Annotated in this window: 20 protein-coding genes; 8 read left to right on the top strand and 12 right to left on the bottom strand. The window is 44.1% G+C overall.

Features of this window, described 5'->3' with window-relative positions:
* Nucleotides 1-62: 62 nt before the first annotated feature.
* Nucleotides 63-317, bottom strand: a complete 255-nt coding sequence (gene tusA, locus PSF16_RS04020; protein WP_006659021.1) for a sulfurtransferase TusA — start codon at nucleotides 315-317, stop codon at nucleotides 63-65.
* 161 nt (nucleotides 318-478) lie between these two features.
* Here tusA and PSF16_RS04015 point away from each other — a divergent pair, with 161 nt between their 5' ends.
* Nucleotides 479-1,147, top strand: coding sequence for a 7-cyano-7-deazaguanine/7-aminomethyl-7-deazaguanine transporter (locus PSF16_RS04015; RefSeq protein WP_272688813.1), 669 nt, complete (start codon nucleotides 479-481; stop codon nucleotides 1,145-1,147).
* A 93-nt stretch (nucleotides 1,148-1,240) separates the two neighbouring features.
* On the opposite strand, the gene glpC is transcribed toward PSF16_RS04015, so the two are convergent.
* Genes glpC through glpA form a run of 3 tightly spaced genes read right to left on the bottom strand, consistent with a single transcriptional unit; the run spans nucleotide 1,241 to nucleotide 5,374 of the window.
* A complete protein-coding gene (gene glpC, locus PSF16_RS04010; RefSeq protein ID WP_272688812.1) occupies nucleotides 1,241-2,437 on the bottom strand; it encodes an anaerobic glycerol-3-phosphate dehydrogenase subunit GlpC in 1,197 nt (398 codons plus the stop codon).
* Nucleotides 2,434-3,729 (bottom strand): glycerol-3-phosphate dehydrogenase subunit GlpB, encoded by a 1,296-nt coding sequence (gene glpB / locus PSF16_RS04005; protein WP_036959915.1) that lies wholly within the window; start codon nucleotides 3,727-3,729, stop codon nucleotides 2,434-2,436. Before glpB ends, glpC begins: the two co-directional genes overlap by 4 nt.
* Nucleotides 3,719-5,374, bottom strand: coding sequence for an anaerobic glycerol-3-phosphate dehydrogenase subunit A (gene glpA, locus PSF16_RS04000; protein ID WP_272688811.1), 1,656 nt, complete (start codon nucleotides 5,372-5,374; stop codon nucleotides 3,719-3,721). Before glpA ends, glpB begins: the two co-directional genes overlap by 11 nt.
* A gap of 434 nt (nucleotides 5,375-5,808) precedes the next feature.
* Between glpA and glpT the strand changes: the two genes are divergently transcribed.
* Together glpT and glpQ are read left to right on the top strand one after the other, a co-directional pair.
* Nucleotides 5,809-7,158: a glycerol-3-phosphate transporter gene (gene glpT / locus PSF16_RS03995; RefSeq protein ID WP_036955981.1), complete on the top strand. Its 1,350-nt coding sequence runs from the start codon at nucleotides 5,809-5,811 to the stop codon at nucleotides 7,156-7,158.
* A gap of 215 nt (nucleotides 7,159-7,373) precedes the next feature.
* On the top strand, nucleotides 7,374-8,447 hold the full coding sequence (gene glpQ / locus PSF16_RS03990) for a glycerophosphodiester phosphodiesterase (RefSeq protein ID WP_272688810.1): 1,074 nt from the start codon (nucleotides 7,374-7,376) through the stop codon (nucleotides 8,445-8,447).
* A gap of 85 nt (nucleotides 8,448-8,532) precedes the next feature.
* Here glpQ and PSF16_RS03985 read toward each other — a convergent pair whose 3' ends face one another.
* The 7 genes from PSF16_RS03985 to epmA all read right to left on the bottom strand — a co-directional run bounded on the left by PSF16_RS03985 (nucleotide 8,533) and on the right by epmA (nucleotide 17,817).
* Nucleotides 8,533-9,657, bottom strand: coding sequence for a hypothetical protein (locus tag PSF16_RS03985; RefSeq protein ID WP_272688809.1), 1,125 nt, complete (start codon nucleotides 9,655-9,657; stop codon nucleotides 8,533-8,535).
* Entirely contained in the window at nucleotides 9,654-9,917 is a 264-nt protein-coding gene (locus PSF16_RS03980) for a PAAR domain-containing protein (RefSeq protein WP_154627792.1), read from the bottom strand. The genes PSF16_RS03985 and PSF16_RS03980 overlap by 4 nt, the downstream gene beginning before the upstream one ends.
* 15 nt (nucleotides 9,918-9,932) lie before the next feature.
* A complete protein-coding gene (locus tag PSF16_RS03975) occupies nucleotides 9,933-10,931 on the bottom strand; it encodes an SEL1-like repeat protein (RefSeq protein ID WP_272688808.1) in 999 nt (332 codons plus the stop codon).
* Between the two features lie 5 nt (nucleotides 10,932-10,936).
* Nucleotides 10,937-11,899 carry an SEL1-like repeat protein gene (locus PSF16_RS03970; protein WP_272688807.1) on the bottom strand — a complete coding sequence of 321 codons (963 nt, stop codon included), beginning with the start codon at nucleotides 11,897-11,899 and terminating at the stop codon, nucleotides 10,937-10,939.
* Nucleotides 11,900-11,902: 3 nt separating this feature from the next.
* Nucleotides 11,903-13,852 carry a phospholipase D-like domain-containing protein gene (locus tag PSF16_RS03965; protein ID WP_272688806.1) on the bottom strand — a complete coding sequence of 650 codons (1,950 nt, stop codon included), beginning with the start codon at nucleotides 13,850-13,852 and terminating at the stop codon, nucleotides 11,903-11,905.
* Nucleotide 13,853: 1 nt separating this feature from the next.
* On the bottom strand, nucleotides 13,854-16,562 hold the full coding sequence (locus tag PSF16_RS03960) for a DUF2345 domain-containing protein (protein ID WP_272688805.1): 2,709 nt from the start codon (nucleotides 16,560-16,562) through the stop codon (nucleotides 13,854-13,856).
* Nucleotides 16,563-16,839: 277 nt separating this feature from the next.
* A complete protein-coding gene (gene epmA / locus PSF16_RS03955) occupies nucleotides 16,840-17,817 on the bottom strand; it encodes an elongation factor P--(R)-beta-lysine ligase (protein WP_036955971.1) in 978 nt (325 codons plus the stop codon).
* 786 nt (nucleotides 17,818-18,603) lie between these two features.
* On the opposite strand from epmA, the gene frdA reads away from it, so the two are divergent.
* The 5 genes from frdA (at nucleotide 18,604) to PSF16_RS03930 (ending at nucleotide 22,276) form a co-directional block, all read left to right on the top strand.
* Complete coding sequence (frdA, locus tag PSF16_RS03950; RefSeq protein WP_272688804.1) at nucleotides 18,604-20,400, top strand: fumarate reductase (quinol) flavoprotein subunit; 1,797 nt, start codon at nucleotides 18,604-18,606, stop codon at nucleotides 20,398-20,400.
* Entirely contained in the window at nucleotides 20,393-21,127 is a 735-nt protein-coding gene (locus tag PSF16_RS03945; protein WP_006659011.1) for a succinate dehydrogenase/fumarate reductase iron-sulfur subunit, read from the top strand. Before frdA ends, PSF16_RS03945 begins: the two co-directional genes overlap by 8 nt.
* 14 nt (nucleotides 21,128-21,141) lie before the next feature.
* The gene (gene frdC / locus PSF16_RS03940; RefSeq protein WP_006659010.1) at nucleotides 21,142-21,537 is read left to right on the top strand and encodes a fumarate reductase subunit FrdC; all 396 of its coding nucleotides are present in this window, start codon (nucleotides 21,142-21,144) and stop codon (nucleotides 21,535-21,537) included.
* Nucleotides 21,538-21,552: 15 nt separating this feature from the next.
* Nucleotides 21,553-21,906 carry a fumarate reductase subunit FrdD gene (gene frdD / locus PSF16_RS03935; protein ID WP_006659009.1) on the top strand — a complete coding sequence of 118 codons (354 nt, stop codon included), beginning with the start codon at nucleotides 21,553-21,555 and terminating at the stop codon, nucleotides 21,904-21,906.
* Between the two features lie 169 nt (nucleotides 21,907-22,075).
* On the top strand, nucleotides 22,076-22,276 hold the full coding sequence (locus PSF16_RS03930; RefSeq protein ID WP_006659008.1) for a hypothetical protein: 201 nt from the start codon (nucleotides 22,076-22,078) through the stop codon (nucleotides 22,274-22,276).
* A 37-nt stretch (nucleotides 22,277-22,313) separates the two neighbouring features.
* Here PSF16_RS03930 and PSF16_RS03925 read toward each other — a convergent pair whose 3' ends face one another.
* The gene (locus PSF16_RS03925) at nucleotides 22,314-23,507 is read right to left on the bottom strand and encodes an MFS transporter (RefSeq protein ID WP_272688803.1); all 1,194 of its coding nucleotides are present in this window, start codon (nucleotides 23,505-23,507) and stop codon (nucleotides 22,314-22,316) included.
* Nucleotides 23,508-23,582: the final 75 nt, after the last annotated feature.

Here is a 23,582-nt window from a genome sequence, read left to right as displayed (position 1 = left end):
CATTTATCAACAATAGCCCCATGCTAAGCAAAGAGGCTATCCAACATACCGAAATTGGGTCATTACAAACCGCTGTTTTTTTTGCGCAATAAATAACGATACGGCGCATTATCAGCGTCAACCGCCAACAACTCGTGCTCCATAAAGCGGCAGAAACCGGGGATATCACGGGTGGTTGCAGGGTCATCTGCAATAATCAGCAAAGTATCGCCATCCGCCATGTTACGTACTGTTTTACGCACTAGCATTACCGGTTCAGGACAGCGGAGTCCCAAGGTATCAAGGGTTTTGGTTGGATTGGAAAATAAATCAGACATAGCACCACATTCTCTTGGTCATCAATAGACTTATTGTAAAGCCGCACGCTGAAGATGAACAGTTTTGATTTTGTTGCGCAACGAGAGTATGATGCGCTCTTCCCAATTTAGGGATGTTATTCATGGGTTCCCTCACCCCATTGCGACTAAAAAGGTACAATATGTTTATGTTTACTCCGCAGCAAAAAGCCACTGCGTTAATTTGGCTATCGTTGTTCCATATTTTAATCATTACATCCAGCAACTACTTGGTGCAGTTACCCATCAATATTTTTGGGTTCCATACCACGTGGGGCGCGTTTACTTTTCCCTTTATCTTCCTTGCTACGGACTTAACCGTTCGCATCTATGGTGCACCGTTGGCTCGCCGTATTATTAGCGCTGTCATGCTGCCTGCCTTGTTAATTTCGTATGTCATTTCGGCTCTATTCTTCCAAGGTGAGTGGCAAGGTTTTGCCGCGACCATGACATTTAACCTGTTTGTTGCGCGTATTGCAGCAGCCAGTTTTATGGCTTATGTTCTTGGGCAAATTTTAGATGTCAGTGTATTTAACCGCCTGCGTCAAAACAAACGTTGGTTTGTGGCACCTGCCTGCGCCATGTTTTTTGGTAACCTGATTGATACGATTGCGTTTTTCTTTATCGCATTTTATCAAAGTAGCGATCCATTTATGGCGGCAAATTGGGTGGAAATCGCCCTCGTTGACTATGTATTCAAGCTGTTAATTTGTATGCTGTTCTTCTTACCGGCTTATGGTCTGTTATTGAATTTCATTTTGAAAACTTTTTTCGATACCACCAGCAAGAAGCAGTTATCTCCACAGCACTAAAATAAAAAAGGGAGATAAGTTTTCGCTTATCTCCCAAAGGGTTAACTTGATTAATACCTAACTACTATTCACAGAACTCAACACAACAATAGATTATTCGAGCGCGCGAGCCAGCAATGAAATTGGGTGTTCACATTTCTTACTGGTGGACATTTCAATTTGCCATTTACAGGTTTCACAGTCGGTAATCACTATATCCGCACCGCTCTCTTCAATTTGACGGAACAGCCCAGCCCCAATACCTTGGGAAACTTCGTAGTTCTCTTTTTTGAATCCGTAAGTTCCTGCAATACCACAACATTGTGAATCTAAAACAATCAACTCCACACCAGGCACACGCTTGATCAGTTCAAGGGTGTAGGACGTCCAACCCATTTTTTCCATATGGCATGGTGTGTGATAAGCCACTTTTAAGGGTGTGTGTTTCAGTTTCAGCTCGCGCCCTTCTTCCAGAAGACGATAAATATAGCGAGTCGCTAATTCAATGTTATCGCGCATCTCCGAAGTATCAACATCCAGCACATGGGTATACTCATCACGAATGGTGAATGTGCAAGTTGAAGAAGTTGCAACCACCGGAATGTGTTTTTCTAAAATTGTCTCTTGGAGCGACTCTAAATTCACATTCGCTTGGCGTTTCGCTTGCTTCATAAATCCGTTTGCGATCAGTGCCACACCACAACATTTTTCACGTTTTAACAGCTGAACACCAATATTCATGCCATTAAAAACTTTGATTAAATCTTTACCCAACTGTGGATGGTTATAATTCACATAACAACCATGGAAAAAAGCCACTTGCTCTTCAAACTTCGCTTGTTCCGCGGCTTGTTTACCATACCAACGACGGAAAGTACCAAACGAGTATTTAGGCAGCTCACGACGATGGTCAATTTTTAAAGCTTTATCCAGAATTTGGCGAACGGGTTTTAAGCCAGTAATGGTATTTACTACAGGGGCAAATGGGGTCGATAAGGAACCCATAATGTCCGTATGGCTTAAAATCGCATCACGCAGTTTCGGTTTCTGCTGGCTATAGGTATTACGAGCGCGCGCAATAATGTCGCCAATCTTCACATCCGATGGGCAGGCCACTTCACAGCGTTTACAGTTAGTGCAGAATTTCAATGCATCATCGTACATCATCGGGTCTTTTAAGCGTAAACGCTCACCATCAGGACCCGCTTGTTTTGGTCCCGGATATAGTGGGTTCGCTTTTGCCACTGGGCAATAGGTGGTACAAACAGTGCATTTTATACAGCTTTCAAAGCTTGCATCTTGAATACTCATTGCGCCACCTCCGCCTGCATGGCTTTATCTTTAGCAAATTCATTCGCGATTTCATTCGCAGCATATAAGCCCGTGATCAGCGAAACCCCTGCACCACAGCCTTGAGTCAGTGGGTCAAAACCTCCTAACACAGCGCCCGCAATATGCAGATTTTCAATCGTCTCACCGTGTTTTTTACCCCGTAAATGGCTGTCAGTTTGCACACCGAACGCCATATAAGGCTGAGAAGCGAAAAACTCTTTATTTGTCCATGTGGCGCGATCGCCGATTTCACACAAATCTAAATGCATTAAAGGCTCATAAACTTGATCGAACTTCGCCACTAAACCGTTATTAAAGAAACTGCCTGTTGCCAACACAAAATGCTTGGCTTTCAACGAGATATTACCGTGATTACGGGTTTGAACAGACTCAATACGTGCGCCCACGAAATTCACGGATGTCACCTTATCGCCAGGCATCATAATCCCGCCTTGGCGACGGAATTGGCGTAATAGCATTTCATGAAGGCGAATACCTAATAAAGATGGCGGTAATGTTGGCAGTAAAAATAGCGGCTTCCCTAAGTGTTTCTGTAACTCTAGCATTGGTTCTTCACTGTCGAGACCAATACACGCAGGCATAAACACCGCATCCGCATTAGCGACTAGCGGGGCAATTTCTTCCACAATTTGCGCCATATTTTCAGGTCTATCTAACCAGCGAGCCACATTAATCGCGCGGAACTCGCTTGGGTTTTCCCTTAAGCGGTCAAGCAACGGTAAGTGAACATAGCACGCCTCCGCTTCGAGTCCTTGACGGTCTAACTCATCCGCCACCATTTGCGGTTGGAAATCAAGGAAACCTTCAATACCCACAACGGCGATTTTACCCAGTGCCATTTGTTGGTGAAGTGCCGTCGTGGGTACAGATTCAGGGCTCAGCCAAGTCATTCGTTTATGACCTAATGGCGTAATACGGTAATGATTTTCTTCACTTGAACCTTTGAAGTGCAAACCCGCTTGCTGCAATGTACTCTGTGCCAGCTGAGCCAGTTCAGAGACATTATCTGCGCCGATTAAACTGTACGGATGGTTTGGTGCTTGCTGTTTTAATGCCTCTAACATCGAGAGCGGTTTTTCGACCGGAACACCATCGGGAAGATGCGTTAATAAGTCCAATGAACCTGAAGAGAAATGCAGCGCATTTTGCCCAGCACTCACAATAGCGCAAGAGAGCCCTGATTGAGTCAGACGAATTCCACAGATAAGACCAGCAAGGCCTCCGCCCATCACTACTGCATCATATTTCATTCTCTGCCTCCTTCTGAGCAGGCTGGCTCAATGTACTTTCATTCATGCCACATAATCCGTGATATACCCAACTGGTGAACTCGCTTTCACGCAAAGCATCCCCCCAAGCAATCGGTCTCACCCCTTTCCAACGCTCATTTAAGAAGTGCCCCAGTTGCTGCTCGGTTTCATGTGGTGTGGTGACGTTAAAACGATTGAGTAATCCAGCCGCGCGGCAAGCACAAAGCTCACCTTGGCACGTCCCCATACCCACACGGGTACGACGGCGTAAATCAAGCAAGTTGTTGACGGTTAAAGATTCCACCGCATAGCGAACCTCACCTGCCGTCACCGCTTCACACTCACACACTAAGCTTTTATCTAAACGGTTAGCGCTGAGGATCGCAGACGCCCTATCACCATGGCGATAGACCGCAGAACCGCGAATAGGTGCAGGGATAGAAACCACATTACGCAACGCTTCTTCTGCGCTGTGTTGAGATCCTGGCAATGGCGCTTCAGCAGTGGTGCATGGTGTTGTGACACCCAGTTTTTCGCAGACTTTATTGGTCGCCCATTCCGCCATTAAGCGATAAGTCATTAACTTACCGCCAGTGATAGTGATGAAACCCTCTAAACCATCGCGTTTCGCGTGGTCGAGTAACACAATACCGCGGCTGACGTTACGGCCAGAAGGGTCATCATCACTCGCCACTAATGGGCGAACACCCGCATATGCGCGTAAAATGCGCGTTGTCGCTAATGCAGGGGATAGCATTGAACCTTCACGAATCAAAATATCCACTTCTTCTGGCGTGACATACATATTATCGATTTGGTCATACTCGATATGTGTCGATGTCGTACCAATCAACGAGATAGTGTCACCCGGCACAAGAATGTCCGCATCGGCAGGTTTGCGACAACGGTTAATCACCATATTATTAAGACGGTGACCTAAAATTAAGAGCGCCCCTTTCGCAGGGAACATTTTGATTTTCAGATCCGCGTATTCGGCAATTTTCTGTCCCCAAATTCCACCCGCATTGACGACAATTTGCGCATGAATATCGTACTGTCTTTTCGCTTGATGATCATAAACGGTGACACCACGCACTTTATCCCCTTGGCGGATCAAGCCAATCACTTCATGGTAAGTCAGAACTTTAGCGCCGTGCTCGCGAGCATCTAACATATTGGCAGCAGTCAAACGAAAGGGATCGACGGTGCCATCCGGAACGCGAACCGCACCAATTAAACGCAGGTTGACTGAAGGCTCTAAACGAATAGCTTCCGCGGGATCAATCGCTTGAGCATCAATGCCAGCTGATTGACATGCAGTAATAAATTGCTGTTGGTATTCAAGACTATCTTCTGGCAGGGTAATAAAAAGCCCATCGGTTTTTTCAATACAATGATGAGCGATACGTTTCAGTATTTTATTTTCTTCTATACACTCTCTTGCCGATTCACTGTCAGTAACAGCATAGCGAGCACCGCTGTGTAATAAGCCATGGTTACGCCCTGTTGCACCTGTCGCAATATCATGCCGTTCCAGCAAAACTGCCTTTAATCCACGGCGAGCGCAGTCACGAGCGACCCCTGCGCCTGTTGCGCCACCACCGATAATGATGACATCCGTTTCAGTCACAGATGAGCCATTCATGTCGCATTCCTCACGTTAATCAATCTTCACTATTCGATAAGTATAGTTTCTATTTTTATAGTCTATAGTTAATATAAGCTCAAAAATGAGTCGAATGTTTGATAAGGAACAAAAACGAAAGCCATAGTTACATTTTAGGTACGAAAAAGCGCAAAACCGTGACTACCTTCACAAAATAATTCACAATTTTAGTTCCATTCCATTCACAAATCGCATTAACTATGCAGCCAGATAAACAAAATCAATAATTGTGCGTTAGATTACAGATAAAATGTTTTTTAACGATTAAGATTTAGCGCAATTAGAAAATAAAAGCGCCTAAAGAAACTCGATTGTTTTCGTTTTCGTTACTTCTCCCATAATAAACGCTCAACAACTTCACAACATAGGTGAAATGAAGAGCATATAACTACTGACATGCCATCGGAGGCTTTATGTTACGCATGTTTAAACCCGCCGCTCATATCGAGAGGCTGCCAGCGGATAAGATAGATCCCGTCTATCGTAAATTACGTTGGCAGATTTTCCTGGGGATTTTCTTCGGTTACGCAGCATACTACTTAGTTAGAAAGAACTTCGCCCTCGCAATGCCTTATCTCGTTGAACAAGGTTTCTCTAAAGGTGACCTTGGTTTCGCATTATCTGGGATTTCAATCGCCTATGGTTTCTCCAAATTTATCATGGGCTCATTTTCTGACCGTGCTAACCCTCGGTACTTCTTACCGGCAGGTTTGATCCTCGCTTCACTTGTCATGATATTCATGGGCTTCGTACCATGGGCAACGTCTAGCATCATGATTATGTTCGTGTTGTTATTCTTATGTGGTTGGTTCCAAGGCATGGGTTGGCCTCCTTGTGGACGTACTATGGTTCACTGGTGGTCACAAAAAGAACGTGGCGGTATCGTCTCTGTTTGGAACTGTGCGCATAACGTCGGTGGTGGCCTGCCTCCATTACTGTTCCTGTTAGGTATGGCATGGTTTAACGACTGGAAAGCTGCGCTGTATATGCCAGCATTCGCCGCTATTTTAGTGGCAATGATTGCCTTCGCATTAATGCGTGATACTCCGCAATCTTGTGGTCTGCCACCAATTGAAGAGTACAAAAACGACTATCCAACAGACTATAAAGCCTCTGATGAAGAAGAATTAACCGCTAAAGCTATCTTCATGAAGTATGTATTCCCTAACAAACTTCTGTGGATGATCGCTATCGCTAACGTGTTCGTATACTTACTGCGTTACGGTGTTCTGGACTGGTCACCAACTTACCTGCGCGAAGTTAAACACTTCACAATGGATAAATCTTCATGGGCTTACTTCCTGTATGAATATGCGGGTATTCCAGGAACACTGCTGTGCGGTTGGATGTCGGATAAAGTCTTCCGTGGTAACCGTGGTGCGACAGGCGTGTTCTTCATGACCTTAGTGACTATTGCAACTATCGTCTTCTGGATGAACCCAGCGGGTAACCCAGGCGTTGATATGGCATGTATGTTGATTATCGGTTTCTTAATCTATGGCCCTGTCATGCTGATTGGTCTGCACGCTCTTGAGCTTGCACCTAAGAAAGCAGCGGGTACCGCCGCAGGCTTCACCGGTTTATTTGGTTATCTTGGTGGTTCTGTTGCCGCAAGTGCTATCGTCGGTTATACCGTGGACTACTTCGGTTGGAACGGCGGTTTTGCTGTGATGATCGGTGGCTCTGCACTGGCCGTTGTTTTACTGTTCATCGTTATGCTGAGCGAAAGTAAACATAAACGCGAACTCGCTAAAAACCAATAAGCTACCGCTTATGTTGAGTTGATTCGCTAGATTGATGGGTTATATCAAGAAAAGGATATAGCCCATTTTTTTACCCAAAATTTGTTATCGGCACCATTTTTTATCTGTAAAAGTATTTACCTATAAATTTATTTACCTAAAAAACTGTTTACCTATAAAGCTTTTTACCTACAAGTTTTTTACCTACAAACAATGAGTACCAAGGAGATTTACTGATGAATTTTCAATTAAAAACATTAGTCGCAAGTATGGTCTTAGTGATGTCAGTCTCTGCGGCTGCCGAAACGGTAGGTAAAGTGGTGATTGCCCATCGTGGTGCAAGTGGTTATTTACCTGAACATACCCTTCCAGCGAAAGCGATGGCGTATGCACAAGGCGCGGATTTCCTCGAACAAGATTTAGTGATGACCAAAGATAATGAGCTGGTTGTTCTTCATGACCATTATCTGGATCGCGTCACTGACGTAGCGGATAAGTTTCCAAATCGCGCACGTAAAGATGGTCGCTACTACGCCATCGACTTTACGCTGCCAGAAATTAAATCCCTGAAATTCACAGAAGGCTTTGACATTGTTGATGGCAAAAAAGTCCAAAGCTATCCGAACCGTTTCCCTATGGGTAAATCTGATTTCCGTGTTCACACCTTCCAAGAAGAGATTGAATTTATTCAAGGTTTGAACAAATCTACGGGTAAAAATATCGGTATCTACCCTGAAATTAAAGCCCCTTGGTTCCATCAACAAGAAGGCAAGGATATCACCAAGAAAACCTTAGAAGTCCTGAAAGAGTATGGCTATACCAACAAAGATTCTAACGTTTATCTGCAATCTTTCGACCCGATTGACTTAAAACGCATCAAAACGAAACTGATGCCAGAAATGGGGATGGATTTAAAACTGATCCAACTGATTGCTTACACCGATTGGGAAGAGACTCAAGAGCAGAAGCCAGACGGTACTTGGGTGAACTATAACTACGACTGGATGATGAAGCCAGGTGCAATGAAAGAGATTGCCACCTATGCCGATGGTATTGGTCCTGATTACCACATGCTAATCAGCGAAGATTCCACACCAACGAACATCAAAGTAAACGGTATGGTAAAAGAAGCTCACACTAACCATATGGCGGTGCATCCATTTACTATCCGTGTGGACAAACTGCCTAAGTACGCGAAAGATGGTCAGCAGTTATATGACATTATTTATAACCAAGCGGACGTTGATGGCGCCTTCACTGACTTCCCAGATTTAGGGGTTAAGTTTCTAGAGCAGCAAAAGCAGAAGTAACTCTCCCTCACTCTCTCGAGTCAATTGCGCGTCAATAACTCGAGAGAGTCTTTTCAATCAGAATAACGACTCTCTTATTTAGACTTTAAGTCTGAATTTGCTGCAATAAAAGCTGTGCTTCATTTTGCTGAGCAATAAGGCTGGGATGTGGATATTCACACGCCAATGACAGCGCCACCACATGACGAGCCACACCGCCTTTTCCTAAAAGGGCATCAATATCATAAAAATGCTCTGATAAATTAGCTACTTTCTGTTGTGCATAGCTCTCGATGCATTTTCCTTTAGCATTTTCACTTACACCACTGTGCCAAAGTTTATTCAGTTGTTCCCCTGAATACTGAAATTCACACTGTGTTTTCAGTGCATCAGCGAAAGATTCTTTATCTGTAGATATCGGGCGCAAAAGTTTCGCTTGAACTGGCGCTCGTAAACTCTCATAAAACCCTTGAGGTGCAAATAACACACTGGCAGCTTCTTCACTCGCGGTCGAATCTAACTGAAACGCCAAAATGGCGTATAACTTGGGTTCAAAGGCATTTTCATACAATGTTAATAACCATTGACTGAACGACTCGGAGGGCAATATCTCAACAGATTCCAACGTCAATGACAAACGGGTGGCTTCCTGTTTAATCAGTTCCTGCCAATTAGATTCATTATCTTCAGCTTGCCAATATAGGGTAATAGGCTGGGAGAGAGAATGTTGATGGTAATACTCAGCAATGGGGGCGAGTAATTTTTGCACCACTATTTCTTGCTTTTCCCATGACGAACGCGATTTTAAAGAGCTTAGCGCCAATACATTATCTTTATTGGGTGGCAATGAAGATAATGCAATGCCTTCCGGCATCACTTCATCGGCTTGAGTTAATCGAGCATGCGCTAATATTCCAAGGTGCTTGCCTGCCCAATAACGCCATTCTCTGCGAGCATCATCTAACATATTGGTAAAAAGTTGATGGCGATAAGCTACGATTGAGTAGATAAAAAATCGAATAAAACCCACCAACAGCGCGGGGCAAATAACGAATACAATCATCAGCATGGTGTTACTGGTAGTTGGTGATAGTATTTCATTGGTGGATAAATAGAGGCTCAGCCCAAATCCAAGAGCACCTACAATCAACATAATCAAAAACCAAAGCATCCAACGAGGTGCTTTAGGGGCTGGAGGATGTTCTAATGATGGCACTCTCCAGCTCATCATGACTGTTCACCTGACGAGGAAAGGCTCGCAATGAGGGTACAGCCACATTCGGTTTGAAAGCCATTCAATGCCGCTTGGCGACCGGATATTAAAATGCGCGTTGAACCGGGTAAAATGACATTAACGCCGTGCCCTTTTTTTGGGCAATCCACTTTGTCGCCCACTAAAGCGATGGGTTTACCATACATAACAGAGCCAGATGCAGTAATCACTTCACCGCCATGAGTAGTTTTGTCACCTAAACGAACCAGTGCGCGCATATTAAGATCCTTTTATTAGTTATCCTGTTGTTTTTTATATTCAAACGTGCCATCCCATTCAGGGAGTTCGGCAGGCGGAAGCGGGACGATTTTATCGATATCGGGAAAGCGTGCCTCGGGATTATTTCTAATCTCATTAGCAATAGCTTCATAACGGAGAGAACGTTCAGAATCAGGTTTTACAGGTAAATAATAATAGGAATTTTCTTTTACATTTGGCTTGAATGCACCTTCAAATGTTGATGCTGCGGCTCTATACCCATTTTTTGTAGATAATTGATAGTATTTTAATGTTCCACCAGTATTTTCTTCAACATTCCATAAGTAATTTGCCAGACGATATGCGGCTTCCCCATTACCTTGATTTGCAGAGCAATCCAACATTTTTTTCCCAATTTCAGGACGATAAGCAGGATTGTCTTTATCTGATAAACGTTGAGCGAGAAAAATATCACCAATAACATATTGTCCTTCTGGACTGCCTAAATCGGCAGCCTGCCTAAAATAAGCTAACGCTTTTGTTCTATCTGCAGCTACGCCATAACCCGTGTCTAGATAATGTCCCATTTGGTAATAACCATAGCTGATGTTCAATTTCGCCATTTTTTGGAGAATATCCCACACCTCTTGAGCAGGACCTTTACCTTCAATCGGAGGCACTTTGCCATAACTAATTAAGTTACTGAGATTCAACATGGCTTTGGGGTGATTTCGCTCGGCTGCTTTACGATATAGCACACCAATTTGCTTATAATCCCGCTGGTATTTATTGACCTTTTCTAGTTCACGCGCTTGTTTAAACCAAACATCCGCTTCTGGATCAGCGGGTGGTAGCGTGTCTTTTTCATACACACAGGTGAAAGTTAAATCAGGCTCTGTTTTTTGAGCCAGCGGCTCTTCTTTTTTATCCATCGGATTGCAAGCACTCAGCATCAACATGCTACAAATCAATACGCTGTATTTAAAGATGCCGCGAGCAACGGATTGATGATGAAATAAAAAGGAGAGATTCATTTTGGTTATTGCCCCTCGGCCTGTTTTTTATACTCGAACGTACCATCCCATTCAGGGAGTTCAGCAGGTGGTAGCGGAACAATTTTATCGATATCGGGGAATCGTGCCTCGGGGTTATTTCTAATTTCTAACCTGATTAAACCATAGCGTGAAGAGCGTTCTTTATCAGGTTTAACTGAAAGATAGTCATAATCCTTCGAAGTTGTCTCCGGATTAAATGCATCAATCAAAGTTATAGCTGCATTGAGATATCCATTTTTCGTTGATAATTGATAATATTTTAAAGCACCCTGTAAATCTTCATTTACATTTTTTAAATAACTCGCTAATCGGTACGCCGCTTCTCCATTACCTTGATTTGCTGAACAATCTAACATTTTTTTCCCAATTTCAGGGCGATAAGCAGGGTTATCTCTGTCTGATAAACGTTGAGAAACAAATATATCCCCAATGACATATTGAGCTTCGGGGCTACCTAAATCCGCTGCTTGGCGAAAATAGGCTAACGCTTTTGTGCGGTCGGCTACAACACCATAGCCTGTATCAAGATAGTGCCCCATTTGGTAATAACCGTAACTGATGTTCAATTTCGCCATTTTTTGGAGAATATCCCAGACCTCTTGCGCTGGACCTTTGCCTTCAATCGGGGATACTTTTCCATAACTGATTAAGTTACTGAGATTCAACATGGCCTTGGGGTGATTTCGCTCTGCCGCTTGGCGATAAAGCTCACCTATCTTGGTGTAATCTCGTTGATATTTATTCACTTTTTCAAGTTCACGAGCTTGTTTAAACCAAACATCCGCTTCCGGATCAACGGCGGGTAATGTGTCTTTTTCATAGACACAGCTGAATGTTAAATCAGGTTCTGTTTTTTGAGTCACATTGACGTCCTTTTTATCCGTCGGTTTACAACTAACAAGTACCAGCAAACTACACAGTAATACGCAATATTTTGTTAGATACATAATTTAATCCGTATTTTCTAACTCGATCGTTTTATCTTCAAAAGGAATTAAAGCACCGTGGGGCATTTTTTTATCTTTTTTAAAACCGAAATTGTCATTTGAAATTTTTTTCCATTTTTCAAATTCAGTATCTAAATCACCAGAAACACTCCCCGTTCCTTTATGTAGCCCCCACAATCTTTCCCTTAACGGTTTCACGATAGGGAAAATATCCGTATCTTGCAGTATCACTGCAATTTCAGTGTCAAATGCCATACTGCGTAAATTGATATTGGCAGAGCCTTGGATTAAAAAGGTGTCATCCACTAAGGTTAATTTGCTGTGGACATACGCCGATTGCCAGCGATCGGAATCAGGGGAAACTAACGTGCAAATGACGCTCTTAAACCCCTCAATGCTTTCTTCCTGAATATCATCAGGGTTAACTACATCGATTGGGGCTAACACCTGACCGTTTCGGGTCGATGCCATGACATTATTTACCGTATCTCGATACGCAGCATGCTCGCGCATCAAATCACGGCGCCCTAGCGTTTCTAGCATCTTGTAGGTTTGATAACCGCCCACGTGGTTGGAGTCGCCAATCTCTGCTTTCGTGGTGGAGTTCGTCACCACAAACAAATAGAACGGTGGCAGCTTTTCACCTTGCAGTTTAGGGTCAGTGGCAGCCGCTTCTGCAAAACATTGATTGCGCACTTCCACCATATTGCGCACATCCTTCGCAATGGACGATAAGCGAAAATATTGATTTTCAAAGTAGAGATAATTACGGGCATGTTTAACACCGTGGTCATAGGACTTTAAAATATCGTATTCATCATGCTCAGGATGTGTGCGACAAATTTTTCCCGCCGTCGGTGTTAATGGGTGTCGAGCTAAAAATGCATAACGTTTATTTAAGTCTTCAACATGCTCTAACGTCGGCGTGTATTGGCTGCGTGAAAGCGCTTTACGTCTTTCTGTCAGCTGGATACCTTCACTACCGTGTGTAAACAAGCCTTCGGTGTCTTTCCATGCCGTGACAAAGTTATCGCTTAAATCACACAACACTTCGCCATACACACAGTTAGAGGTATCTTGCCATGCGGTGGGTCCATCGCGTCCTAGCCATGACATCTCTTTATGTCGGATAATTGAATGTTTATCATCATCCCAATACTGCGAGTGCATGTTATGCCCCATCACAAAGCCTATCGCGAGTGTGGGCTCTTCATAATCAATCAACACTGCTTTTTGGTGATGGGTGGGCACCACAGCAAGCGCAGCCATACGTAAACTGAGTTCGATGTCATCGCTGCCAAATTGGTGTTTGGTTAATTCAGCGACTTTGGTCAAGCGAGATGAGGGGTTATTTATCGCCATCGAGCGTGTACGAACCGACAAATTTTTAATTTGATTGGTTTTCGCACGATGTAACCACGCTTTATCAAATTGGTATTGTTTATCCGATTCATAGTCTAATTTAGCCCCTGCCGCGATAGCCTTTTCCATCGGAAGCTCAATTTTTTGCCTTGGCGTGTAATGGGTTGATAATCGCCAACCGGGCAAACTCGTTTCACCGAGTTTAGCTAGTTCATCAAACCACACCAAAATACGAACCTTCACCCCTTCTTTCGCTTTCTGTTCAAGAAGCTCTGCAATCGTCGGGAATGTTCCTTCATTAATGCCGCTTGAGCGCTCAAAATACATGGAGGGCTGAAATCCCCATGTAATAATTTCAATGCTGTGCTTGGCATGGCGAATTGCCTCCGCAACTGCTGCAAAGGTTTGTTTCCCATTCACCAGTGGGGCATACACAAATAAGCTCATCGGGTATTTGGTACTCTCAGGGATCCAACTGGGTGTCATTTGCAGCACCATACACGTCGAAACGGGTAAACGTATTTTCTGCTCGGTTGCCGGTATGGGTAACTGCACGGAAGCGGGGAATCCCCCAGATTGATTTCCTGACATATTATTTTCTCTTATTCCATTCAGTGATAAATTGGGAAAGCCCTTCCCCCCACGCTTGGCCTATTCGCGAGCTTTCTCGCTCTTGGCTAGGCGCACTGGTTCGAAAACCGACATTAACGGGTTCGACGTTTTCTGCTTCTTGCGACTCAGCAGAAGGAACATCGATATCGTAACGATCCCCATTCAATAAACGCAGTTGATAGCTATCTGTGGGAATATCATGGTCAATTTGGATATTTCCTTGTGCATCACTCATACCTTTTAAAATAAGCGTTCCGTTGGCATACAGTTCATACGGCTCAAATGCACGCGCCTTCATTGGGCTTTGCGGCGACGAACTTAGTTGAAAACGCAAGGTTTGTTTTGGCATCGACTGTGGAAATTGTGGATGGGTGACATCCATCGAGGCAGCGCCTTCAACCACCCAGTTTGTGGCTTTCACCGTTTGATTATTGGGGCTGCCGTACTCAATTTGCCCGCCTTTTAAGCGAATATAGGCGCCACCACAGGTCAGCAATAGCTCGTCTTTAGCGGCAACGACCGTTTTACCGCCGGTACTGGTGACCGTCATGTCCTTGAGTGAGGTCAGGTGCATTTCGTCACTTTGTGCTTGGATTTCCACCTTGCCTTTTGCCGCAAAGGCTTTAATGCCCATTGTGTGAGCAAACAGGCTGATTGCCTTACCCGCCGCTAAGGTGATTTTTTTACCGACTGAGATATCGGCCTGTTTATTCGCCGTCAGGGTAATGCTTTCACCGCTGTTAGCCTGCACGGTTTTGGGTGAGGTTAATGCGATGCCCGCAGGCGCACTGAGTAATATTGCCGCTTGTTGCAGTTCATAAATCGATTGGGTCAATAACGTTTGTTGGGCGTTTAAATCGGCCAGTTCGGCTTTTGCGACTTCGGCAGCCTCCCGTAAAGAACTCACCAAATTCAGCGCATCATCTAATTGCTGCTTAGCTTCGCGTATATCCAGTTGTTCAGACGAGGCTTTTGTGCGTAAATCCGTGCTGATAAACAGCCCTTTCCCTGCACGTATTGCCCCCCAACTGTCGGTACGCAGTTCAAAACCGTCACCGCGTTTTTCACGTCCTTGGTTAACCAAATGCCCTAAATTCAGTTGGGATTTACCGCCGTATTCAGTGCTGAGCTTGATGTGCTCTTGCCCGCGCTTGTCTTCCATACGAAGCTTATTATTGGCCGGAGTACGAATCACGTTGCGAGTATTGTTTTTATCCGTCACATGGTCTGTGCGATGGGAGTCATGCAAGGCATGGGCGATATACGGTCTATCCGGGTCGCCTTCATGGAAGGCAATCGCTACTTCCGTTCCTTGAATTAACGGGAAGTGTATTCCGTAGGTATCGCCTGCATAGGGTTTTGCCAGCCTCACGGGCATGCTTTCATACCCCGTCGGTTTTTCATCACGGTCTGCATCGAATTTCACCCAATAGAAACCGTGCTCATTTGGGTGGGCGTAAATATCATGGGATTTGGCACTAGTGATGCGCGCCATTAATGTGCCTGCAATCACAGGGCGAGGCTTTAGAACAGGTCGCCAGCACAGTGCCTCAGTGTACGGCGCCGCATCAAACTGAATCACTAACGCGCTGCTGCGACTGCCTGAAAATCGTAATCGCGTGATTAAGATTTCGGATTGAAAATCCGTTGGTAAGGTGGACGGCAACTGGCTATCGATGACTTTAAAAATCATCAACGGCGTCAAGCGTGGTGAATTACTTTTTCCTCGCAGCAGTGTTTGACGTGCGAGAAAGCGTTCATGGTCCAGCCGTGACCAAAAATGGGCGGTTTCTGTTGCAGGTTGGTACTTTTCACCGCGCTCAAGATGACGGGCTTTGTAGTGGTAAACGTCGCCATAATTTATATCGTCCCCATCTGTGCGAGTCATATCCGTTTCAATGGATAGCAAGGTTTGCATCGCTTGGCGGTGATTGTAATCTTTGGTGGTGACACTGCGTTCCACCACTTGATGATATAGCGATAGCCCCCACACGCTCTCAACGCCATTATCATTCATGCCAGAAGGGCTATTGAGTGGCAGCTGTAAATCATACACATAAGCACGTTGACTATCGCCAAAGTTAATAATTTCTGTCTTGGTATCTGTTTGCAGACTAAAGGAATAGAAAATGCCCACTTCACTGAGCAAACGCTCAATAAATTGCCAATCACTCTCATTGATTTGGTTGATTTGCTCTCGCTTAGGGTATTGACGCTGTAAGTAAAACTCAAACTCCCAGCCCTGAATTTTGTGTTCACGCAAAATAAGCTCAACCACTTCCGGTACAGATTTATTGAGGAAAAAGCGATGGGAACGCATCTGATGGCACAGCAATGAGACAAATGGCTCAATCACAATTTGGTACTGGGCTTCATCTGCTGAACCAGATAACCGCTTAAAATGTGTGACGACCCCATGAATTCGCTTTTGTGGTTCTCTCAGTGAATCTAATGCCGCCAGCGGAATAGTGGAAGATGAAAAGGTAAAATGGGCGGTACGGCGAAGAAACTGTTGAGCTTGTAGGTTTCGGGCTGGGTAGGTGAACGTTATTTGATAACGATAGGTTTCACTAATGGCTTCTCGTCCAATGAAGGATTCCACATCCAATAATGCATCACAGCCTTGGATTGCCAGTTGATAACGGTTATGACGGGTGACTGTTTTTAAAGCGATATCCTGTAAGCTCATTCTATCTGCATTCCATTTCTGCTTATTCCATAGCAACCTGTCATAGAAGCAAAGGCAGAAAGGTCACCAACCCAAATTCATTTTATTTAGCTTAAGTCAAACAGAAGGCCAGCAAATGAACTTGAAATCAACCATAATTTTCAAGAATGGGACTTATAGAAGAATTATCCGAAAGCCATTAATCCGTTTGTGGTAGGAATAGATAGGAAAGAAAAAGCACCTTCGTCAATACATGATCAACGTTCAAGGTGCTTTTTAATGGGATAAAAACTGAGTACTAAGCAATCGTCACTGGGAACGCAATCACATCACTAATTCGTTCAGCATTCAGTGCCAACATGATTAAGCGATCAACACCAACAGCCACTCCGGAACATGCCGGTAAACCATGCTCAAGCGCTGCAAGCAAGTTTTCATCAATCGGTTGAACGGGTAAACCCATTGCAGCACGCTTGCGGTTATCTTGCTCAAAACGTTGGCGCTGTTCGCCCACATCAGTCAGTTCATGGAAGCCATTCGCCAGCTCCATGCCTTTAAAATAGACTTCAAAACGCTCTGCCACACGGTGATCTTCTGTGCTAATTACCGCTAATGACGCTTGCGTTGCTGGGAAGTGATAAACCACTGCAGGCTTCTCTTTACCAATATGTGGCTCCACGCCCATGGTAAACAGTAGCTGTAATAAGGTATCGCGGTCTTCTTCGTTATCCGCCACATTGCTTAAATCTAAGCGGGCTGCCACTTCGCGTAGTTCGCTTTTTTCCGCAGAGAGCGGGTCAATATCTAAGTGGCGTAAAAATGCTTGCTGATAAGAGAGTAGCTCAGCACTTTCGCATTCCAGCACTTGTTGCAGAAGGTCATCCACTTCATTGATTAAGCGATACATATCAAAGTGTGGGCGGTACCATTCCAGCATCGTAAATTCAGGGTTATGGTGTCTCCCCGCTTCTTCATTACGGAAACTGCGGCACATTTGATAGATAGGCCCACTTCCCGCAGCCAATAAGCGCTTCATATGGTATTCAGGGCTGGTCATTAAATATAAATTGATGCCCTGAGCAGCACCGGGTCCCACAAAGCGTGTCTCAAATGGAACAAGATGAATGTCAGTCACTGTCGCCTGACTCATTGCGGGTGTGTCTACCTCAAGTACACAGCGATCAGCGAAAAAACGTCTGATTTCCGCAACAATTTTTGCGCGCTGTAACAGGTTAGCGATGGGGGCTGTAGGCAGCCAATTCGCTACTTCACTCATTAAAATAACTCCAAAATAAACTTAGTCGTGCAGTGTACTCACCTCCCCCTTAACACACAATGGAATATTGTGGATATTATGCGCTATCTGAGTATCGATAGGGGATATGATTCAAGGCGAGAAAAGATGACGTGATTATCTCCTGCTTTATACGATTAGGCAAAAAAGCTTTATTATTAACTTTTAACATTTGATTAAAAAAAAACAAAAACATGATTTTTTCTTATCGCTTGTGATACATATGTTAAAACCAAACTTCACCGCTCACCTTATTGATACAATTTAAATCTGTTTTTTAGCATTAATAATTAAGCGACTTTCTAAACAGTGAACTCTTTCGCAATTTTATCTTCGATATGATTCTAGAATTTCCTCAAGGAACACCAAATTATCCACTGTTAGAAAGAAAAACCTGACGATTTTAGTTGGTTTTAAATGCTAGAAATTCCGTTAAATTTAATGATAATTATTTGAAATTCCTTTTTATTATTTCCAGTTTCTCTACAATGTCTTCACACCCAAAAACAATTTACAAAAAGAAGACGCAGATCACACTTTAGGGGTAATATCACCCAAAACACCTTTCTATATCAAATTTATCCCTGCCACTATTCGTTATAATTCCCAACATAATAAGTCGTTATTAGCTATTATATATTTACGATTAAAAAAAGATTCTTTGCAGATTTGCCTAAAGGCAAACCGAAACTGAAATAGCTAAGCACTAAAAGTATTTAAAAGAATTTATTAATTTAACACTTTACACTTGAACAATGGAGAAGCGCAGTGCAAACCTTCAATGCCGATTTAGCGATTATCGGGGCCGGGGGCGCAGGCTTACGTGCAGCAATTGCTGCTGCTGAAGCAAATCCCAATATCAAGATTGCTCTGGTCTCAAAAGTTTACCCAATGCGTAGCCATACCGTGGCCGCAGAGGGGGGATCAGCCGCAGTTACTCAAGCCCATGATTCCTTTGACTATCATTTTAATGATACCGTTTCTGGTGGTGACTGGCTGTGTGAGCAAGATGTCGTCGATTACTTCGTCGAACACTGCCCAACAGAAATGACCCAACTGGAACAATGGGGATGCCCTTGGAGCCGTAAACCAGATGGTTCAGTTAACGTTCGCCGTTTCGGTGGAATGAAAATTGAACGTACATGGTTTGCAGCCGATAAGACCGGCTTCCACATGCTGCATACCCTGTTCCAAACGTCATTAAAATACCCTCAAATTCAGCGTTTCGATGAACACTTTGTTCTCGATATTATTGTGGATGAAGGTCAAGTACGTGGTTTGGTTGCTCTGAACATGATGGAAGGTACGAAAGTTCAAATTCGTGCTAATGCTATCGTTATGGCAACAGGTGGTGCAGGTCGTGTTTACCGTTATAACACCAACGGCGGTATCGTAACAGGTGATGGTATGGGTATGGCGCTGCGCCATGGCGTACCACTGCGTGATATGGAATTCGTTCAGTATCACCCAACAGGTCTACCAGGCTCCGGTATTCTGATGACTGAAGGTTGCCGTGGTGAAGGCGGTATCTTGGTCAACAAAGATGGCTATCGCTATCTGCAAGACTACGGTATGGGTCCAGAAACTCCACTGGGCAAACCAGAAAACAAATATATGGAACTGGGTCCGCGTGACAAAGTTTCACAAGCATTCTGGCACGAATGGCGCGCAGGTCGCACTATCAGCACTCACCGCGGTGATGTTGTGTACCTAGACTTACGTCACTTAGGTGCTGAAAAACTGCATGAGCGTCTACCATTTATTTGTGAGCTAGCAAAAGCTTACGTGGGTGTTGACCCAGTGAGCGAACCAATTCCTGTTCGCCCAACTGCACACTACACCATGGGTGGTATTGAAACGGATCAGCGCACAGAAACCCGTATTAAAGGCCTGTTTGCAGTAGGCGAATGTTCGTCTGTTGGCTTACACGGCGCAAACCGTTTAGGTTCTAACTCACTGGCAGAATTAGTGGTATTTGGTCGTTTAGCGGGTGAAGAAGCGGCACGTCATGCTGCTGAAGCTACCCCTGCAAATGCAAGCGCTATCGAAGCACGTACTCGTGATATCGAAAATGACCTGCAAAAACTTCTGAACCAAAAAGGTAAAGAGAGCTGGTCGAAAATCCGTGATGAAATGGGTATTTCGATGGAAGAAGGTTGCGGTATCTACCGAACACCTGAATTAATGCAGAAAACTGTTGATAAACTGGCAGAGCTGAAAGAGCGCTTCAAGCATGTTGAAATCACTGACCATAGCAGCGTCTTCAACACTGACTTACTGTACACCATCGAGTTAGGCTTCGGCTTAGACGTGGCGGAATGTATGGCTCACTCGGCGATTAACCGTAAAGAGTCTCGCGGTGCGCACCAACGTCTTGACGAAGGTTGCACTGAGCGTGATGACGTCAACTTCCTGAAACATACTCTGGCGTTCTATAACCCAGAAGGTGCACCACGCCTTGAGTACTCTGATGTGAAAATCACTAAATCACAACCAGCGAAACGTGTGTATGGTGCTGAAGGGGCAGCTCAAGATAAGGCGAATAAGGAGCAAGCTAATGGATGATATGAAACACTTAAAAATGGAGATCATGCGTTTCAATCCAGAAACGGATAATGAACCCCATTTAGTGACTTATGATGTCCCTTATGACGAGCAAACCTCTTTGTTAGATGCTTTGGGCTACATCAAAGATAACCTCGCGCCAGACCTGTCTTACCGTTGGTCTTGCCGTATGGCTATCTGCGGTTCTTGCGGCATGATGGTGGACAATGTACCTAAACTGGCTTGTAAAACATTCCTGCGTGACTATCCACAAGGAATTAAAATCGAGCCACTGGGTAACTTCCCTATCGAGCGTGACCTTGTTGTTGATATGACAAGCTTTATCGAGCGTTTAGAAGCGATTAAACCGTACATTATCGGTAATGATCGCAAACCTTCTGACGGTCCGAACAAGCAAACTCCAGCTCAGATGGAGAAATACCATCAGTTCTCTGGCTGTATTAACTGCGGTCTGTGCTATGCAGCGTGTCCACAGTTTGGTCTGAACCCTGAGTTCTTAGGCCCTGCGGCAATTACCTTAGCAGAGCGCTACAACCTCGATAACCGTGACCACGGCGCGAAAGAGCGTATGCCACTATTAAATGGTGACAACGGTGTATGGAGCTGTACGTTTGTAGGTTACTGCTCTGAAGTCTGTCCTAAGCATGTCGACCCGGCGGCGGCTATCCAACAAGGTAAAGTTGCGAGTGCGCAAGACTTTGTTATCGCCATGCTGAAGCCACGATAAGGAGAATTGAAGTCATGACAACTAAACGTAAACCCTATGTCAGGGAAATGAAAGGCGACTGGTGGCAAAAGCTGGGTTTCTACCGCTTTTACATCATGCGTGAAAGTACTTCTGTGCTTCAGGTTTGGTTCAGCATTTTAGTCCTGTACGGCGTATTTGCACTGAAAAATGGCCCTGAATCTTGGGCGGGCTTTGTTGGGTTCTTAAGTAATCCAATTATTCTGATCATTAACATTGTGACATTAGCGGCAACGCTGCTGCATACCACAACATGGTTCAAGCTAGCACCAAAAGCTGTGGCTATCATTGTTAAAGATAAGAAACTGCCAGATGAGCCTATCGTAAAAGGCTTCTGGGCTCTCACTATAGTCGTGACTGCGGCTATTTTAGCAATCGCATTACTATTTTAATCTAAGGAGAATCTGATGAATCTAACGCCTAAACGTTCCGATGAGCCGATTTTCTGGGGATTATTTGGTGCAGGTGGTATGTGGAGCGCCGTTATTGGTCCTGCAATCATCCTTTTACTGGGTATTTTAATCCCATTAGGTGTCGCACCAGAAATGCTGAGCTATGAGCGCATCATGGCATTTAGCCAAAGCTTTATTGGACGCATTTTCTTATTACTGATGATTATTCTGCCAGTATGGTGTGGTATGCACCGTATTCACCACACCCTGCACGATTTTAAAGTGCATGTCCCTGCAACAAAATGGGTGTTCTACGGCAGCTCTGCAATCATTAGCGTTATCGCAATTATCGGTGTATTCACTCTGTAATTGCTGATTAATAATATCAATTGCTAATAAATACCTCATCAATGCACTGCGTGATGAGGTATTTTTTTGGGTTTCAAATTCTACCACCAGCGAGGGTAAACAGAACAATAATGTTATTACTGTTGTTTTATCGCCCTCACCACATGTTGAGAAACAGCCCCTCCACGACATGCTATTTCACGACGAATATCACTGGCATACTAACAGCCACGAACAACATGCCGTTGAGCAAATTAAACAGATTTTATTTCTCGGTGAGCAGCAGCAAGCTTGGCATGCGGCAGTGGATAACCTCGCCACAACCAGTGAATACAACCAAAGCAATTTGGGTGGATTGCTGTATGGGCGTTTTTTAAAATTACTGGGCTAAAAAAATTGCCCCATAGATTGACTATGGGGTTAATCAGTTAATTAAATTCTAGTGCTTTTGATTTTGGCAACCAACGAATCAAGAAAAATAATGTCCCGCAAAATGCAATAAAGCAGCCTGCATAACCTAAATGAAAATCGCTCAAGTAGGTAATGGCTAGCGGCGTTATCCCCCCAATGCACACAGAAGCCCCATTATAACCAGCGCCTAGCATTGCGGTATTGCCATGTACCGCACTTGCCAGAACGGCTGATAAATTTGCAAGGATCATTGCAGAACACCCTGCAATGACAAGTTGAGCAAGACCAACTAGCATGAGGCTATCGAGCTGAAGCGTAAAATAAACAGGGACGGATAAGAGCACTAGCGCAGTAACCCCCATCCGGTAAACTTTTGATGGTGTGCTGTATTTCGTTGTTAACCAGCAAGTTAAAATAATCAGTACTAACAAAAGCCCTGAAGAGATTAATGGAAAAACATCCTTTAATACATCATGCTTCAAATGGTTAACAATAATTGTTCCAGAAAGGTTTTGTGAATAAAAAGCCACTGAGGCAGGTGCGGTTAACAAAAAAAGATAAACGATCCCTTGCCAATTAAACGTTCGCCTTTCTGCTTTATTTTCCTGCTTTTCTGGTAATCTCGCACGAAACCAAAAACTGATCCCTATATTAAGCAAACCTACAAATAATGGGATCCGCCAACCAATACTGTGCATCGTTTCTTTATCAAGAACTTTCTGTAAAAACACGACTAATCCTACAGAAAGAATAACCCCTGCCACTACACTTCCAGAGATTAACGCCGCAATTCTGGCCTGCTCGTTATTTTTCGTATCAGAGAATAAGTAAGCCACTACCGATGGGTACTCACCGCCAAAGCTAAAAGCAAGAGCAAGCTGAAGTATTAAAATAGCGATTGGGGTATAAATTCCTAGTAATTGGATAGGCAATAACGCCATGCATAATGTTGCAACGCCAGTAATAAAGCTCGTCAAGACTAACGCCGCTTTTTTCCCTGCAATATCTGCATAACGCCCGATAACAACCCCGCCAATAGGTCGAATTAAAAAACGCAGCGCAAAAATCCCCCATACCATTATCGTGGACTGTGAGTAACCCAATTTTTCCAACTCTGTACTCAAATAAACTGATATTGCAGCAAAAATGGCAATATTATAATATTCCAACGCATTTCCTACGGCTGCACCAATGCGATATTTCCATTTCATTGCATCATCCTTGTTATAAAAATTTTATCCTAAATAAATAATGTCGGGAAATTACGGATAGCTCACTAGGGTTTC

The sequence above is a fragment of the Providencia sp. PROV033 genome, assembly GCF_028484855.1.
GTDB classification, from domain to species: domain Bacteria; phylum Pseudomonadota; class Gammaproteobacteria; order Enterobacterales; family Enterobacteriaceae; genus Providencia; species Providencia alcalifaciens.
This window is presented reverse-complemented; position numbering and strand designations above follow the sequence as displayed.

Bases quoted from the DNA above. Each gene is read 5' to 3' on its own strand.
- PSF16_RS03945 (WP_006659011.1), top strand. From the start codon at position 20,393: ATGGATGATATGAAACACTTAAAAATGGAGATCATGCGTTTCAATCCA.
- PSF16_RS03930 (WP_006659008.1), top strand. From the start codon at position 22,076: ATGCTATTTCACGACGAATATCACTGGCATACTAACAGCCACGAACAA.
- frdC (WP_006659010.1), top strand. From the start codon at position 21,142: ATGACAACTAAACGTAAACCCTATGTCAGGGAAATGAAAGGCGACTGG.
- PSF16_RS03985 (WP_272688809.1), bottom strand. From the start codon at position 9,657: ATGATGAGCTGGAGAGTGCCATCATTAGAACATCCTCCAGCCCCTAAA.
- PSF16_RS03970 (WP_272688807.1), bottom strand. From the start codon at position 11,899: ATGTATCTAACAAAATATTGCGTATTACTGTGTAGTTTGCTGGTACTT.
- glpT (WP_036955981.1), top strand. From the start codon at position 5,809: ATGTTACGCATGTTTAAACCCGCCGCTCATATCGAGAGGCTGCCAGCG.
- PSF16_RS03960 (WP_272688805.1), bottom strand. From the start codon at position 16,562: ATGAGCTTACAGGATATCGCTTTAAAAACAGTCACCCGTCATAACCGT.
- PSF16_RS03980 (WP_154627792.1), bottom strand. From the start codon at position 9,917: ATGCGCGCACTGGTTCGTTTAGGTGACAAAACTACTCATGGCGGTGAA.
- epmA (WP_036955971.1), bottom strand. From the start codon at position 17,817: ATGAGTGAAGTAGCGAATTGGCTGCCTACAGCCCCCATCGCTAACCTG.
- PSF16_RS03975 (WP_272688808.1), bottom strand. From the start codon at position 10,931: ATGAATCTCTCCTTTTTATTTCATCATCAATCCGTTGCTCGCGGCATC.
- PSF16_RS04015 (WP_272688813.1), top strand. From the start codon at position 479: ATGTTTATGTTTACTCCGCAGCAAAAAGCCACTGCGTTAATTTGGCTA.
- frdD (WP_006659009.1), top strand. From the start codon at position 21,553: ATGAATCTAACGCCTAAACGTTCCGATGAGCCGATTTTCTGGGGATTA.
- glpB (WP_036959915.1), bottom strand. From the start codon at position 3,729: ATGAAATATGATGCAGTAGTGATGGGCGGAGGCCTTGCTGGTCTTATC.
- tusA (WP_006659021.1), bottom strand. From the start codon at position 317: ATGTCTGATTTATTTTCCAATCCAACCAAAACCCTTGATACCTTGGGA.
- glpC (WP_272688812.1), bottom strand. From the start codon at position 2,437: ATGAGTATTCAAGATGCAAGCTTTGAAAGCTGTATAAAATGCACTGTT.
- PSF16_RS03965 (WP_272688806.1), bottom strand. From the start codon at position 13,852: ATGTCAGGAAATCAATCTGGGGGATTCCCCGCTTCCGTGCAGTTACCC.
- glpA (WP_272688811.1), bottom strand. From the start codon at position 5,374: ATGAATGGCTCATCTGTGACTGAAACGGATGTCATCATTATCGGTGGT.
- glpQ (WP_272688810.1), top strand. From the start codon at position 7,374: ATGAATTTTCAATTAAAAACATTAGTCGCAAGTATGGTCTTAGTGATG.
- PSF16_RS03925 (WP_272688803.1), bottom strand. From the start codon at position 23,507: ATGAAATGGAAATATCGCATTGGTGCAGCCGTAGGAAATGCGTTGGAA.